At 48.5% G+C, this 15,647-nt stretch carries 9 protein-coding genes; 4 read left to right on the top strand and 5 right to left on the bottom strand.

The features are described from left to right. The first annotated feature begins 24 nt into the window (after positions 1-24). The 3 genes from EMM73_RS06675 to EMM73_RS06685 all read left to right on the top strand — a co-directional run bounded on the left by EMM73_RS06675 (position 25) and on the right by EMM73_RS06685 (position 5,195). Positions 25-1,365 (top strand): O-antigen ligase family protein, encoded by a 1,341-nt coding sequence (locus EMM73_RS06675; protein ID WP_127685671.1) that lies wholly within the window; start codon positions 25-27, stop codon positions 1,363-1,365. A gap of 72 nt (positions 1,366-1,437) precedes the next feature. Continuing rightward, positions 1,438-2,412, top strand: coding sequence for an ABC transporter substrate-binding protein (locus tag EMM73_RS06680; protein ID WP_127685672.1), 975 nt, complete (start codon positions 1,438-1,440; stop codon positions 2,410-2,412). Beyond that, on the top strand, positions 2,409-5,195 hold the full coding sequence (locus EMM73_RS06685) for a diguanylate cyclase domain-containing protein (protein ID WP_127685673.1): 2,787 nt from the start codon (positions 2,409-2,411) through the stop codon (positions 5,193-5,195). Before EMM73_RS06680 ends, EMM73_RS06685 begins: the two co-directional genes overlap by 4 nt. Before the next feature lie 266 nt (positions 5,196-5,461). Here EMM73_RS06685 and EMM73_RS06690 read toward each other — a convergent pair whose 3' ends face one another. From EMM73_RS06690 to EMM73_RS06700, 3 genes are all read right to left on the bottom strand, one after another. Continuing rightward, the gene (locus EMM73_RS06690) at positions 5,462-7,234 is read right to left on the bottom strand and encodes a M14 family metallopeptidase (RefSeq protein WP_127685674.1); all 1,773 of its coding nucleotides are present in this window, start codon (positions 7,232-7,234) and stop codon (positions 5,462-5,464) included. 151 nt (positions 7,235-7,385) lie between these two features. Continuing rightward, positions 7,386-10,448 (bottom strand): efflux RND transporter permease subunit, encoded by a 3,063-nt coding sequence (locus EMM73_RS06695; RefSeq protein ID WP_127685675.1) that lies wholly within the window; start codon positions 10,446-10,448, stop codon positions 7,386-7,388. Positions 10,449-10,451: 3 nt separating this feature from the next. Next, entirely contained in the window at positions 10,452-11,531 is a 1,080-nt protein-coding gene (locus tag EMM73_RS06700; protein ID WP_127685676.1) for an efflux RND transporter periplasmic adaptor subunit, read from the bottom strand. Positions 11,532-11,637: 106 nt separating this feature from the next. Between EMM73_RS06700 and EMM73_RS06705 the strand changes: the two genes are divergently transcribed. Continuing rightward, the gene (locus EMM73_RS06705) at positions 11,638-12,534 is read left to right on the top strand and encodes a LysR family transcriptional regulator (RefSeq protein WP_127685677.1); all 897 of its coding nucleotides are present in this window, start codon (positions 11,638-11,640) and stop codon (positions 12,532-12,534) included. Between the two features lie 86 nt (positions 12,535-12,620). Here EMM73_RS06705 and EMM73_RS06710 read toward each other — a convergent pair whose 3' ends face one another. Then, positions 12,621-13,394 (bottom strand): putative porin, encoded by a 774-nt coding sequence (locus tag EMM73_RS06710; protein WP_127685678.1) that lies wholly within the window; start codon positions 13,392-13,394, stop codon positions 12,621-12,623. 231 nt (positions 13,395-13,625) lie between these two features. Next, a complete protein-coding gene (gene uvrB, locus EMM73_RS06715; RefSeq protein ID WP_127685679.1) occupies positions 13,626-15,617 on the bottom strand; it encodes an excinuclease ABC subunit UvrB in 1,992 nt (663 codons plus the stop codon). Positions 15,618-15,647: the final 30 nt, after the last annotated feature.

Consider the following 15,647-nt stretch of genomic DNA (forward strand, 5'->3'; position numbering starts at 1 on the left):
GCGCGAAATGGAAAGCGCCAATTGATGAATACACCTCATTTGTTAAACCAGATAGTTCGCTTACTGTGTTGCCTGACACTGTGCTGGTCTCCTATTCCTCTTGCAAGTAACAGACCCTGGGCCTGGGCTATTCTTGAGCTTTTGGTGCTGGCTATTTTTTGTTTGCATTTGATTGCAGTGTATTTTGGCCGCAGCCCCTGGTTTGTTGGCCGGTGGCAACAGTACAGCTTGCTGCCTTTTGTCGCCGTAATGGCACTTTTGTCGGCTCAACTATGGTCTCCGGTTGACTGGCTAAGCACAGTAGACCCGAATCAAACCCAAATTCTGCTGATAAAAACCCTCTGTTATGGTTTGTTTGCCTGGTTGATTACCAGCTATTTCCGCACCGACGATCAGCTAAAGCTGCTGTGTTATGCCATTATTGCCAGCGGCGTATTTCAAGCCACATACGGCGCTATTCTGAATTTACAAGGCGCTGAAACCTCACCTTTGTTTGGTGTACCTGAAGGCAACAGAGCACGCGGCTCTTTTGTGTATCAGAACCATTTTGCCAATTATCTGGCTATGACTTTGGCTGTGGGCATAGGCTTACTGATGGCTCAGCTGTCGAGCCATGCCATGCAGTGGAACTGGCGTAACTTTAGCCGTACTTTGGTGTCGTCTTTGCTTAGTAGCAAAATTATTTTACGTTTAGCCCTGATTATTATGGTGATTGGCTTGATCCTCAGCCGCTCCCGCATGGGCAACGCCGCATTTTTTACCGCCTTACTTGCGATAGCACTTTATGCCATTTGGTTTTATAAAAACCGTCCTGCCCTGCTAAAAGCTTTAGTGATCAGTATTTTTGTGTTTGATATGGTGGCTATAGGCTCGATTTTTGGCATTGAGAAGTTACAACAGCGCTATCAGGAAACCTCTTTTGCGTCAGAAGCCAGGGATGAAGTAGTAAGGGATGGTATGCCTATAATTTATGACGCGCCTTGGTTTGGCCACGGTGGCGGCAGTTTCTATACCGTATTTCCGGCTTATCAACCCGGGCATTACCATGGCTTTTACGACCATGCCCACAATGAATATTTGCAGTTTGCCATAGAGTTTGGCGTACCTGTGACCCTGGGTTTGGGGATCTGGTTGCTTTGGGCCTTGTGGCTTAACCTGCAAACCATGAGGCTGAAAGAAAATAAAATTAGCAGAGGCATAGCTTTTGGTTGTGCCATTGCTATTGTGCATATGTTGATCCACAATCTGGTTGATTTTAATCTACAGGCGCCGGCTAATGCGGTGCTGTTTATTACCTTGTTGTGTTTAAGCTGTATTGTGTATACGCGTAAAGATATTAAGCTCCAGGCTAGCCGGGTAGTCTGAGTAGTGCAGGTCTGTCGTTAGGCTGAATTTTTATTTAGCAACAGTAAAAAGTTGCAAGGATTGCAAGAGAGTATGGGGATAGCGCCTAAGCTGACCCGCCGCCAGTTTCTTCAGCTGTGTGTGGCGGGACCGCTTGTTCTGACCACGGCGACAGCTTGTGGTTATCAATCAACCTTTGACCTGGGTATTTATCAGCACCCGGGACATGAGGCTTTTTACCTCAGCGAGCACGCTGGCCTGTTGCCAACCTCTGTTGTTTTACGTAAAAGCCAGTCGGCTGAGGCTGTGCTGAGTTCTATGCTAAAGGGCGAGCTGGATGCTGCAACCTTAGCTTTAGATGAGTTTCTTAGCTGCCTGCATGGCGGCATTCCACTGAAAATTGTTGCTGTGTTGTCGCAATCCTGCGGTTCGGATGCGTTTTTGTCTAAACCTGAGTTAGGCTCTGCTGCCGCTTTAAAAGGCAAAGTCATAGCCTTAGAACCCCGGGCCTCTTCTGAATTATTGTTGCAGTATTATCTTGAGAGTTCAGGTTTGCAACGCGAGGATGTCGAGCTGGCTTACTTGCCGCAGTTAAAACAATTGATGGCCTGGCAAGAAGGCTATATTGACGCTGCGATCAGCTGCCCTCCGGTTTGTCATTATATAGAACGCAATGGCGCCCAGCCGTTGTTTGCCGCTGACCATAGCGCCCCTACCAGTTTTCAGGTGTTGGCTATTCGCGCTGACCGGATGAACTGGCTAAGCAACACCCCTGCCCTGTTACTCAACAGTTTTTATCTTGGCCTGCGACAGCAGGAGCTGTTTAAAGGCGACACCTTAAGACGCACCGCGCTTTGGCGGAATTTAACCCTGGCAGAAACAAGACGTTATTTTGCCAGTGTGCTGCACCCTGGCCCAGCTGAAAATTTACAGCTGATGGCAGACTCTTCTGCACTGGGGAAAACTTTGCTGCAATTGCAGCAGTGGATGCCAGAGCTGCGCCACCCTATCGCCGCCGCTGGTCTGCTGCACCCTGCTGCACTTAAACAGTTGGTACACAACGGATGAAGCCTTTGCTCTGGTTAAAATTACTCTTCTTGTTATGCTTAGCGCTGCCCGGCAGTGCAGAGCTGCAGGCGGCTGAGCCTGTGGTTCGATTTGGTGTGCTGATGCATAACTCCAGTGACGATGCTGTATCCACTTACCAGCCTTTGCAGCAGTTTTTGTCTGAGCAGCTGCAGCCTATGCGCGTTGAACTGGTGTTTATTGAACCTGATATGCTGGAGTTGCCTGGCCTTCAGGCCACTACCGATTTTTTACTGACCGACCCCTATCATTACATACTGCTGAAAAACCAAGGCTATACTCTGCCGCCTTTGCTGAGCCAGGTGACCCTGACCGAGAGCGGGCTGTTTGAATTGGCCGGTGGTGTGATGTTTTGCCTGGTTTCTAATCCGCTTTGTGATTTGAATTCTATGCCTCAGGCCAGTATTGCTGCCGCTGGGCCTCATTCGCTGCTGGGTTATGTTGCGCAACTGCGGGAGCTGCAGCATCTGGGGGTTCGGCTTTCTGCCAATCTGGTGCAGCACAATGTGTCTGACGCAGATACTGTGGCTGCAGTGCTTAATCAGCGTGCTGACATAGGTTTTATTCGCAGCGGTGCTGTGGAGCAGCTATTTGCCTCTGCTGTGGTGACTGAGCAGATGGTGCGCATTCTTAATACACAGCAGCTGATTGAGTTGCCTGTCTATAGCTCGACCCGGCTTTATCCGGACTGGCCTGTGTTGGTGATGCCTGCTGTGTCTTCAGGCACTATAAGCCGCGTGATGGCTGCTTTGCTGAACTGGGAAGCACAAGCCAGAACTTTGGGGATGAATTATGCCTTTGGCGCCCCAGCCGATTATTTGAGTGTGGAACATAGCCTGAAGGCTTTGGCTTTCCCTCCTTATCAACTGGCGCCAGCAGAAAGCTTTATGCATAGCTGGAGTGACCACAAGGAAGCTGTGCTGCTTATCTCTGCTCAGGGTGCCTTCTTGCTGCTGTTGCTGCTGGTTTTTATCTACAGAAGCAGAGCCGATCAAAAAACCTGCGCCAGCTTGCGACAGAGCAATGAGCTGCTGGCGTTACAAAAACTTCGTACCGACAAGGTAATTAATAACACAGCGCACTTGTTGCTGTTGGGACTGGACTCTGGTGGCACTGTGCTGCACTTTAATGACAATGCGCTTAAGCTGTTGAATAGCTCAGAGGCTGAGTTGCAAGGCAAAGTGTTTTTAGACTGGTTACCTGATGAGAAACAACATTCGGTAGTACTGGCTGCGTTGAACCCCAAAGCGCATTCGTCGACACAGGCCACTGTGGTTAACCTGCAAGTGCATTTGCCGAACGGCAAAGAGTTATTTTTGGATGTGGACTTGTTTTGTTTGCCTGGTGAAAGTGCGTCGCAAGTTCGCTTTGTTTTGCTTGGCATAGATGTAAGCCGGCGTTACACCACGGAAAAACGCTTGCAGAAGAGCTTTAAGCGGCTGGATGTGCTGATTGAGCGCAGCCCGGCGGTGATTTGTGCCTTTGACCCTTTTAGTATGAGGCTGAATTACATCAGCCCGAACTGTTTTAATATTTATCTGAAAAGTTCGATGGAAATTATGCGAATGCAAGACTGGTGGAATTTGTCTGTGCATCCGGATAGTCAGGAGCAGATCACGAAAAAGCTGATGGATTGGCGGGATGCCGGCCATCAGGGTGTGTTGAATTATAGCTGTATTCTGGTGCGCAACCCGTTGCAGACAGGTTTGCTGGTGGAAGACCCTGAACTGCATCAGCAGCAAATTTGTATTGAAAGCCAATTTTGCGCACTGCGGGATGAACATGGCTTGGTGACTGAGGTGATTGGCTCTCAAGTGGATATTTCCGAAAGGTACTATGCACAAATGAAACAAGAGCTGGCCGCAAGTGTATTTGTGCAAGCCCGTGAAGGGATTTTTATTACCGACGCCAGTGGCACTATTTTGGATTTGAACCACTCGTTTTGTCGTATTACCGGTTATTCAGAACAAGAGGCTTTGGGCTGTCATCTGGCGCTGTTGGGCGCGTCAGATTCGGACAAGCTGTATTTTGAGGCCTTGTGGGACAAGCTGAGCAAGGCTGGTTTTTGGGAAGGTGAAATTAACGGTCAGCGCAAAAATGGCGAAGCTATTGTATTGGCGTTGACTATTTCTGTGGTGCGCAACATGCAGCATCAGGCTATTCATTATGTCGCCTTGTTTTCTGATATCACGCTGCAAAAAGCTCAGGAAGATAAACTAAGGTTTATTGCGCATTTTGATGCCCTGACCGGCTTGCCGAACCGTTTGTTGTTAAAAGACCGCATTGAGCAAAATATGGCGTTAACCAAACGCAGTAAACAGCTGATGGCGGTGATTTTTATTGATATTGACGGTTTTAAAGCGGTGAACGATAGCCTGGGCCATGCGGCAGGGGATGATTTGCTGGTAGAGCTGGCCAATCGGATGCGTGCTGTAATGCGCGAAAACGATACGCTGGCGCGCTTGGGTGGCGATGAGTTTATTGCGTTGTTGACCAATCTGGTCAGTGAGGAAGATTGTTTCCCACTGATCAAACGCCTGTTACTGGCCGCCAGCACTCCTTTTGAGTTACGGCAACAACAAGCTAAGGTAAGCGCGAGTATTGGCATTACGTTCTACCCGCAGCAAGATGCGGTTGATGATGCGGCCTTGATCCGCCAGGCTGATTTGGCCATGTATGAGGCGAAGAACTCTGGCAAAAACCGATACGCTGTTTATCACCAGCATGATAAAGAGTTAATCGAATTAGATGCCACTGAAGGCTAAATAAGCTGCGCCCATTGCCTTAGCCTATTGCGTCGGCCCCTTGCCCCTTTATAGTTCAGACACTTTGGGAATTGCTTTGTCTCGCCATAGCAAGCTATAGCTAGACAAAGCAGCGCAGAGAGACGTAAAAAGATTCCTACTCAGTGGCGCGGCTTATCCCGAGTTCAGGTTACCTTAGGCTGGCTTGAGGTAGACCAAGCGCTTGAAGACAGCAGCACCTTGTTCGCTGTTCGCTATTTGCTACTAACAAGGTGCTCTGCCCCATTTTACTCTATCAGTATTGGGTATTTCAGGTAGTTTTGGTCGTAGTACGGCAGGCGCTGGTATAACCATTGCAGCTTGGCGTTAGGATCTGAGGCCAACTTTTTGTCTTGTTTTAGCGCTTCTTCAAATTCTGCTTTAAGTTTTTTATCCTGTTTTAAAGCAACCTCAATTAAAGGCACCAGGGCGTAAGTTTCAAAATACTCAACGCGCTCAAACATGCCTGGCATGTAGCCCCAACTGAATAAGGAATCGGGTGCTGTGGGTTCCAGCAAGGCCACAGCCAGGGCACCTAAAGGTTGATCGGTGCTGACCCGGATTGAGCCGGCTGGTAAGCGGATTTTTTTCCAGTGACGGCTGAACTCGGCCTTGACACCAAAGCGCCCTTCAAAAGGTTGAGTGGCAAATTGGTGCTTAGTGGCAGTTAGCTGCTGCAACTGGATAGTTTTTGGCGATTTTAAGCTGGTAAACTGCACACCATGTAAAGCCAGTTTGGCGATCACTGCTTGCTGTTCAGGTGGGATCCAATAGGCTGTTGGTACTTCGATCTCTGCTGCGACTTCTTTTTCCCAATACACTGGCAATTGTTCAAAATTGACCGGCTTTCCTGTCCAGGTTTGATATTGAACTCCTGTAATAGGATCTTTTTTCTGCACAGCCTCTACGCCTTTAAAGCTGATGTAGTCTGGAGTTTCGCTGGCTTTCCAGGCCAGAACCTGGCGTTGAGGACGGGCATTTTCATCGGCTTTTTTTGCCAGTTTTAATACTGCCCCTTGTTGTTGCAATAGTTTTAAGCTGTGTTCCAGCAGCACGTAAGTGCCTAATACCCGTTGTTTATAAGGCTTTAAACTGTGGTTTTCTACCAATACTGTTGGAATATGGCGTAAATCACCATAGCCATTGGAAAAACGCGGGCTTGAGGTTGAACCTGCTAAACCTTTGCTGAAGTCGGAGCTGTCGTATGCAAACACTAGGGGGCCAGGAATATGACCTGCCTCAGTCAGCGCTTGATCAAGAGCTGGCCGAAAGCTGGTAGCGAGCCAACTGGCTGCGTTGGGGCTGAGGGCGGCAAAAGGTTCGTTAAAGCCGTAGGTGATGTCGTATTGATAGTCTTCGCCATCTGTGACGTGCAGATCCAGATAGAGATCGGGCTGATAACGGTTGAGTAACTTCAGCAGCGCTTGCATTTCCGGAGCTTCGGCTTTCATATAGTCGCGATTTAGGTTCAGGTTTTGTGCAGTAGAACGCCAGCCCTGAAGCTCAGGCCCACGCTGATTCATCCTGTTGTGTTTACCGCTGCGCTCGTGGCCGTCTACTGAAAATATTGGGATGAACAGCAGGTTTACTTCTTTCAGCAAGTCGGCTTTGTCGCCTTGTACTATGTCGCGCAGCAGCATTAAGCCGGCGTCTTTGCCGTCAATTTCGCCACTGTGGATCCCAGCCTGAGCCAGCAGCAGGGGTTTATTGTCGCGGCCTATCATGTCCGGATCTGTGCCCGCTTTGACCAGATAAATGGCCCGGCCTTGGGGGCTTTGTCCTATCACTTCCAACTTCACCATTGAGGTACTGGCGGCCAGCCGTTCAAGGTACTTGATGGTGCTTTGGTAGTCTGGAGTTTCAGATAAATCAGACAGTTCAGCCGGTGTTACCCAGGGATGCTGAGCTGGTTTAATCAGACTTAAAGTGCTTCCTTGCCACTCAGGCAAAGGGGGTAAATGGTCGGCTGCTGTAACAGAGAAAACAATACTGCACGCCAGAGCAAGGGCGATTTTTTTCATTTTACACAAATCCATTTCGGGGCTTTTAAACAAGTCGCCAAAGTTTTTACCATTAACAGTCAAGATTAAAAAGGGGCAGGCAAAAAGAAAAAGGGGTCAGGCCTTGAATGTTGAATTGAAATTCAACATTCAAGGCCTGACCCCACTGCTTTTAGGAGCGGATGCGGTAGATGGTGCAGTACATCAAAGGTAAAAACAGCAATGTCAGGATAGTGCCGAAGCCTAAGCCGAACATCACTACTACGGCCATGCTGGCGAAGAAGTCGTCTGTGACCAAAGGTAACATGCCCAAAATAGTGGTGATGGCCCCCATAGAAACAGGACGAACCCGGCTGACTGCGCTGTCGTAAACCGCTTGATAAGGGGCTAAGCCCTGACTGAGTTCAAGCTTGATTTGGTCGACCAGCACTATGCCATTTTTCACCAGCATACCTGACAAACTTAAAAAACCCAGTAACGCCAGGAAGCCAAAAGGCACGTTCACTGCCAGTAAGCCCAGGGTGACCCCTATTAATGCCATAGGCACACAAGCCCAAATGACCAGTGAATCGCGCATTGAGCCAAAGAGTAAGACGGTAATAACAAACATCACCAAATACCCGAGTGGCAATGAGCTAAACAGGGCTTTCTGTGCCTTGGTTTGGGCCTCCAGCTCTCCGCCCCACTCCAGGTGGTAGCCAGGTGGCAGCGCTATAGCTTCTATCTGTGGTCTGACTCTTTTCAACAGCGCGGCTGCGGTGTCGTCACTCAAAATATTATGATCGGCCATCACTGTCAGAGTGCGTTTACGGTCACGGCGTTTAATTTGTGGATCTTCCCATTCCAGATCAAAGCGAGTCACCACCTGACTGATAGGAATATAACGGTTCAGTTTTGGGCTGTAGACCTGCAAGTCGGCCAAAGCATCCACACTTTGCCGCTCTGAATCCGGCGCTCTGGTGATGATGGGCAGTAAGTGAGTACCATCGCGATAAATGCCCACTGTACGGCCGTTGACATGTGTCAGCAGGACGTCGTCTATGTCTTGCTTGCTGATGCCAACCCGACGCGCCATTGCTTCGTTGAACTGTGGCCGGATCACCTTGACTCTGTTGCTCCAGTCGTCACGTAAGTTTCTGCTGCCTGGGTCTTTTGCCAGTATAGCTTTGGCTTGCTCTGCTAATTGCCGCAGTACTTCGGGGTCTGCACCACTAAAACGGGCTTCGAGTTTGGCGGGTGTGGCAGGCCCTACATCCAGTCGTTTTAGTTTAAATTGCAACCCTGGATGCTGCTCTGTGATGTAACGTTCAACATCGGCCATCCGCTGCGCAAAATATGCTTTGTCTTCTACCCTCACTATTAATTGGCTATAAGCGGCATAAAAGCGTTCTGGCTGATAGGTCAACATAAAACGATCTGCGCCGCGACCTGCTGTGGACGTGACAGCTTCCACCCCTTGCTGTGTTTTCAAATACTTCACTATATCCAGAGCTTCGGCGTCTGATTGCCGCACATCAGTGCCGGCTGGCTGCCATAAGTCCACCAAAAAGATGGGGGTATTGGATGCAGGGAAAAACACTTGTTTTACTTTACTAAAACCAAGCACAGACAGAACTAACAGCACTAGCATCAGAGCTGAACTGAGCAGTCTGTAACGCAATACGGCTGTTAATACCGCTCTGTAACCGTCAAAAATAACACCACGATATAGCTCTGCTGCCTGGTCCAGCTGTGCATCAGGCCCCGCCTTTAGCTCGTCTTTAAAAAACAGGCTGGCAAAAAAGGGCGTTAGGGTGATAGCTGTAACCCAACTTAACAACAAACTGACCAGTAACACCCAAAACAGACTACCAGCGAATTCGCCCGTAGCGTCGCTGGATAAGCCTATGGGCGCAAAGGCTGTAATAGCTATGACAGTGGCGCCCAATAAAGGCCATTTGGTTTGTTTTACTATGGCTGAAGCGGACTGACTGATGCTTAAGCGCTTTTGCATTCCGATTAAAATGCCTTCGGTAATGACAATGGCATTGTCCACCAGCATACCCAAAGCAATAATTAAGGCGCCGAGCGAGACCCGCTGCAGCTCTATTTGCATTTGCTGCATGAAAATAAAGGTGCCAAGTACTGTTAACAGCAGAATAAGACCAATCAACAGCCCGCTGCGCAGCCCCATAAATATCAGCAGTACCACTATGACGATCACCACAGCTTCAAGCAGATTGAGGACAAACCCCCCGACTGAGGCTTCGACTTCTGCAGGTTGATTGTAAATAGTGCTTATTTCCATCCCTACAGGGCGTGCATAGTCCAGTTCAGCCAGGCGCTGGGAGACAAAAGCGCCTATGTCGACTACGTTCACCCCTTTACTGAATGAGACGCCCAGAGTCAGGGTATTTTTACCATCAAATTTAATGATTTGGCTCGGTACTTCCTGCACATCTTTGTAGACTTTGGCAACGTCGCCCAGATAAATAAGTTCTTTAGCGGCAGGATTACTGATAATCAGCTGCTCTAGTTCCTGCACCGACTGGAACTCACCTGTAGGATGAATTCGGATCCGATCAGGGCCATAGCGCAAAGCGCCCGCATTGGACACCACGTTTTGGGTTTGCAATAAACTGGCTATTTGTGTTGGTGGTATACCCAAAGCGGTTAAACGCGAGCGAGAGATCTCAACCACCACTTGTTCTTGCTGCCGACCGCTGACAGACACTTTACCCACGCCCTCGACCAGCACCAGCTCACGACGTAAAAAATCGACATAGTCGCGAATTTCTTCGTCTGTGTAGCCGTCGCCAGTGATGGCGTATAACATGCCATAGACGTCACCAAAGTCGTCATTGACCACAGGACTTTGCACTCCGGGTGGTAACTGTGGCGTTAAGTCATTGACCTTACGGCGCAGTTCGTCCCAGATTTGCTTTAATTCAGTGGCTCTGTAGATGCCTTTCATCTCGACCATGATTTGCGACGTGCCGGTGGTGGATATGGACGTTACGTGATCGACATAAGGCAGCTGCTGAATAGCATTTTCAATGGGGTAACTGACTTCTTCCTCAACCTGTAAGGGCGAAGCGCCTGGATACGAGGTAATGATCAGAGCCTGTTTCAGCGTAAATTGCGGATCTTCAAGACGTCCCAGCCCAAAATAGGCCATGGTACCGCCTATCAGTAAAATGGCAGTGACCAGCCAGGACGAGGTTTTATTTTTAATAAAATACTGAGCGACATCCATAGATCACAAACCCCGCTCACGTTGCCATGGCCGCACTTGCTGATTTTCGGTCAGTTGCTGCACACCTGCAGTAACCACCTGCTCACCGGCAGATAAACCAGCTACTACCTCTATACCTTGCTGAGTTAAACGCCCTACTGTTACTGCGCGTCGATTGACTTTCCCCTCGTTAAACACCCAGACAAAACGCTCTGCGGCGTCTACGGGTTGATCATTGGCTGCAAAGACTGCGGTGGCAGGTACCGTCACTCCAGCAGAGGGTGTGCGCATCAGCTTGCTCATGTCTGCCAGCACATTGGCCGTCATACCTGAGAGCACGTTAAATTCTTTAGGCGCCGCCATACTGAATACCACTTTAAAGCTGTTGGTTGCGCTGTCGGCGCGGGTGTCCCATTCTTTAATGTCGGCTTTGTAACTTAGGCTAGGGTAGGAATCAAAAATAACATCTGGCTGATAACTGACGTCTTTTCTGACCAGCGCTATCACGTCTTCTGGCACCTGGATCACCACGTCGACCATACCTGTGAGTTGTAACTCCAGAATGGCCTGTTGCGCTGCGACATTTTCGTGATTCTCGACGAGAGAACGCGACACAGTGCCACTAAAAGGAGCGACTAATTCGGTGTAACTTAAGTTGGCTTGGGCTGTTTTTAAATCGGCATCAGCCACTTGCAATTGTGCTTTGGTTTCGTCGTACATGGCTTGCGACACCAGATTCTGACCAATCAGGCTGGCGGCTCTGTCAAACTGAGCCTTAGATAATTGATATTTGGCCTGAGCCTGTTCTAACCTGAGTTTAAAATCTGTTGGGTCTAAACGCGCCAGCACGTCGCCTTTTTGCACTTCCTGGCCGGGCCTTATAGCAAATTGGGTAAGTTTACCGCTGACACGAAAGGTTAAACGGGCATTTTCTGTGGGTTCGACTAGAGCCGGAAACTGCCGGATCAACTTTTGCTGGCCATCCTGCACCTGGTGCAATTTCACTGGCCTGCTTGGGCTTTGTTCTTCGATTTGTGCAGGCTTGGAACAGCCCGTCACCAAAACCAGAGTTAAAACCTTGTAGATCATCGTTTGTCTGGACATTTAAACCTCTCCCTTTGTCATACCACTTAAATTCGCGCTGGCACTATACAAAAGCCAGGATAAGATTAAAATTTATATTTATTTCATCTCTTCATAAGAAAAATTGATGAATCTGACTCAGCTTTATATTTTGGACGCCGTAGCAAACAGTGAAAGCTTACTGCAAGCCGCTACTAAATTGCATAAAACCCAGCCTGCCTTGAGTATGGCGCTGAAGAAACTCGAGCAGGAATGCGGTTTTACTATAGTGGACCGCAGTCAATATCGCTTGCAATTTACTCAGGCTGGCCAACGATTTTATCAACAAGCTCAACAGCTTCTGCATCAAAGTGCTCAACTTAAATCTTTAGCCCAGCATTTAAGCCGGGGCGCTGAGGCCAGTTTAGCCGTGGCTTTTGACGAAGCTGTGGATCTGGCTCTGTTTTTACCCGCTATTCGTCAAGCGCAACATCAGTTTCCTCATACCGAGCTGCAGCTCAGTTGCGACTATAGATTGCAAGCACTGGAAAAACTTAAGAATCAGCAAGTTGATTTAGCTATTAGCCCCTGGTTTCCAGTATTTATCAGCCTTGGCGATTTTGAAACTGTAGCTATTGGTCATTTTGATATTTTATGTGTAGCCAGCCCGGAGTTTTTACAGCAGCTGACTGAACCTTTAACGCGTCAGGAACAATTGGCCGAGTTGCCGCAATTGGTGGCGAATTCAGAAGCACTGGATTTTGACAGCGGAAAGTTATTGCCCTTGCAATCGGCACGGCGGGTGAAAGTGAACAACAGTTTATGTATGAAGCAGGCGCTGTTAGCCCATTTAGGCTGGGGCATGGTGGCAAGACATCAGGTAGCAGCAGAATTAGCGAGCGGTGCTTTGGTGCAGCTCAAACCACTGGAGTTTCCAAAGCATATCCGTGGAGAAGTGCATTTAGCGCGACATAAAGATCAACAACCAGGCCCAGTGGCTAAAGCCATATGGGAACAATTGGGAACAATTGGGGTCAGGCCTTGAATGTTGAATTTGGAACAATTGGGGTCAGGCCTTGAATGTTGAATTTGATTCAACATTCAAGGCCTGACCCCATGGATCCATAGAGCTTAGAAGCGGTAGCTTGCACCTATCTGGTACACATCATCATCTGTCTCGAGCGAGTCGAAGACGACGCTTGCTGACAAGGACAAGTTCGGCAATGCAAACCAGTTCGCACGCAAACTCAGGCTGTCTTCACTTTCACTGAATACTTTGTCAGAGATCCACTCATACCCAACACCAGCTGAAAAGTTTTTACCGAAGTAATAGTCAGCACCTACCCCATAACGCGTCACTGAAGCCTGGCGATAATCCAGGATACTGGCTTCAAGATTCATCATGTCACCTGTGCCTAAATCCCAGAGTTTTTTCGTCATCACACCATAGTTAGTGCTGCTGCCAGCTTGCTCAGGTCTGTCATGTTCGAAAATAGCACCTACTAACCAGTCCGGACTAATAAAGTAACCCAGAGTACCATCCAGATCCTGTTGGTCTGTGCCGCTGAAATGTGTCCATTCCAACTTGCCGTAAAAGTTATGGCTTTGGTCCATGTATTCACCACCGACAGACCAAGAGTTTTGATCCGCTTCATTGGATGATAAACGTGACAAGGTACCGAAAACGCTGGCATTTTTGTTGATGAATGCCGCTTCAGCGCGTGGTGTCTTACCTGAAGTGTCTACTGCATTAAAGAAATACTGATGCTTCAGTTGCCATCCATCGATATCAACACCGTTGATATCTGTATTGCCATAGGCCACTGATGATTCATGTTGATAGTTGTTCGCTGCTGCACCAGTTGAGACTACAGCGATAAGTAAAGCGAGCACAGAACCTTTCATAATTACTACCTTTTGGTTAAGAAAACGCAGGCAGTGTAAAACTCTGAAAGTTAACGCTCTCTGAATGATTTTGTAAATAAGTGTATAAATATCAAAAAGATAAACAAATAGAATGAGAAAAGTCTGATGGACAGCGGGGGGCGATAGACAGCGGGGTCATAGACAGCGGGGTCAGGCCTTGGATCTTGAATTGAAATTCAAGATCCAAGGCCTGACCCCGCTGTATCTATGTTAGATTTCCAGCAAGGCTTGGCGTAGTTGATGAATTTGATCGCGCAGTTGTGCTGCCTGTTCAAATTCCAGGTCTTTGGCGTGTTGCAGCATTTTTTGCTCCAGCTGTTTGATTTCTGCCTGCAATTGATAAGGTGTTTTGCCTTTGGCCAGTTTGATTTTCTCTGCCACTTTTGGCAGATCGGCATCCTGGCCCAGGTCCATCACGTCCGATACTTTCTTCTTAATAGCAGTAGGTGTGATGCCATGCAGTTCGTTGTAGGCGATTTGTTTAGTGCGCCGGCGTTCGGTTTCATTAATAGCGCGCTGCATCGAACCTGTGATGCGATCGGCATAGAGCACCGCCTTACCGGCCAGGTTACGGGCAGCTCGCCCCATGGTTTGGATCAGGGACCGCTCTGAACGTAAAAAGCCTTCTTTGTCTGCATCCAGAATAGCGACCAGAGAGACTTCCGGAATATCCAGACCTTCCCGCAATAAGTTAATACCCACCAGCACATCAAATACGCCTAAACGTAAATCGCGGATAATCTCCATCCTCTCTACTGTGTCGATGTCTGAGTGTAAATACCGCACCTTGACGCCATGACCTGCTAAATAGTCGGTTAAATCCTCAGCCATTTTTTTGGTCAATACTGTCACCAGCACCCGTTCACCAATTTTGGCGCAGCGAAAGGCTTCCGACATTAAGTCGTCCACCTGTGTCGCCACAGGCCGGATTTCAATCACAGGGTCGATCAGGCCTGTTGGCCTCACTACCTGCTCTACTACTTCGCCTGCTGATTGGTTTAACTCGTAATCTGCCGGAGTAGCAGAGACATAAATGCGCTGCGGCGCTATGGATTCAAATTCATCAAACTTCAGTGGCCTGTTATCCAGGGCTGAAGGCAGACGAAAACCATAGTTCACCAGGTTTTCTTTGCGTGAACGGTCACCTTTGTACATGGCGCCTATTTGCGAAATGGTGACATGGGATTCGTCGATAAACATTAAGCCGTCGGCCGGGAAATAATCCAGCAAAGTGGGCGGCGGTTCGCCCTCCCCGCGCCCTGATAAGTAGCGTGAATAGTTTTCAATGCCTGAGCAATAGCCTAGTTCGATCATCATTTCTAAATCAAATAAGGTTCGCTGGCCTATACGCTGCTCTTCGATCAGACGGTTTTCTGCCAGCAGCTGCGCACGGCGCTCTTTTAGCTCGACCTTGATACGCTCTGTCGCTTCTAGAATTTTTTCCCTTGGCGTGACGTAGTGAGTTTTTGGATAAATAGTGTAGCGACTGACAACTTTTTCTACTGAACCTGTAAGTGGGTCGAACAAACTGATGCGCTCAATTTCTTCATCAAATAGTTCGATACGCACAGCGATTTCGTCCGATTCAGCCGGAAATACATCAATTACATCACCCCGCACCCTGTAAGTAGCGCGTTCAAAGGCAGCGTCATTGCGGCTGTATTGCAACTCAGCGAGGCGGCGCAGGATAAAACGTTGGTCGACTATGTCGCCCACTTTCAGATGCAACAGCATCTTCATATAGGATTCCGGATCGCCTAAACCGTAAATAGCGGAAACAGAGGCAATAATGACCACGTCGCGGCGTTCCATCAGCGCTTTGGTGGCCGACAAACGCATTTGTTCTATGTGTTCATTAATGGAGGCGTCTTTTTCGATAAAGGTATCACTGGACGGCACATAAGCTTCTGGCTGGTAATAATCGTAATAAGACACAAAGTATTCCACCGAGTTATTCGGGAAAAACTCTTTCATCTCGCCATAGAGCTGAGCCGCCAAAGTTTTATTGTGCGCCATAATCAGCGTAGGCCGGTTTACCTGGGCTATCACATTGGCCATGGTGAAGGTTTTACCTGAGCCCGTCACACCCAATAGGGTTTGATGCGCTAAACCTGACTCCAGACCTTCAACCAGTTTTGCTATTGCTGTAGGTTGATCGCCTGCAGGTTGATAATTGGAGACTAATTCAAAATCGCGGCTCATAGAGTTTCACCCTGTATCACTTTGTTCAAC

The organism is Rheinheimera sediminis (genome assembly GCF_004005375.1).
In the GTDB taxonomy this organism is placed as follows: domain Bacteria; phylum Pseudomonadota; class Gammaproteobacteria; order Enterobacterales; family Alteromonadaceae; genus Pararheinheimera.

Coding starts and splice junctions, on each gene's coding strand:
- EMM73_RS06675 (WP_127685671.1), top strand. CDS start 25: ATGAATACACCTCATTTGTTAAACCAGATAGTTCGCTTACTGTGTTGC.
- EMM73_RS06680 (WP_127685672.1), top strand. CDS start 1,438: ATGGGGATAGCGCCTAAGCTGACCCGCCGCCAGTTTCTTCAGCTGTGT.
- EMM73_RS06685 (WP_127685673.1), top strand. CDS start 2,409: ATGAAGCCTTTGCTCTGGTTAAAATTACTCTTCTTGTTATGCTTAGCG.
- EMM73_RS06690 (WP_127685674.1), bottom strand. CDS start 7,234: ATGAAAAAAATCGCCCTTGCTCTGGCGTGCAGTATTGTTTTCTCTGTT.
- EMM73_RS06695 (WP_127685675.1), bottom strand. CDS start 10,448: ATGGATGTCGCTCAGTATTTTATTAAAAATAAAACCTCGTCCTGGCTG.
- EMM73_RS06700 (WP_127685676.1), bottom strand. CDS start 11,531: ATGTCCAGACAAACGATGATCTACAAGGTTTTAACTCTGGTTTTGGTG.
- EMM73_RS06705 (WP_127685677.1), top strand. CDS start 11,638: ATGAATCTGACTCAGCTTTATATTTTGGACGCCGTAGCAAACAGTGAA.
- EMM73_RS06710 (WP_127685678.1), bottom strand. CDS start 13,394: ATGAAAGGTTCTGTGCTCGCTTTACTTATCGCTGTAGTCTCAACTGGT.
- uvrB (WP_127685679.1), bottom strand. CDS start 15,617: ATGAGCCGCGATTTTGAATTAGTCTCCAATTATCAACCTGCAGGCGAT.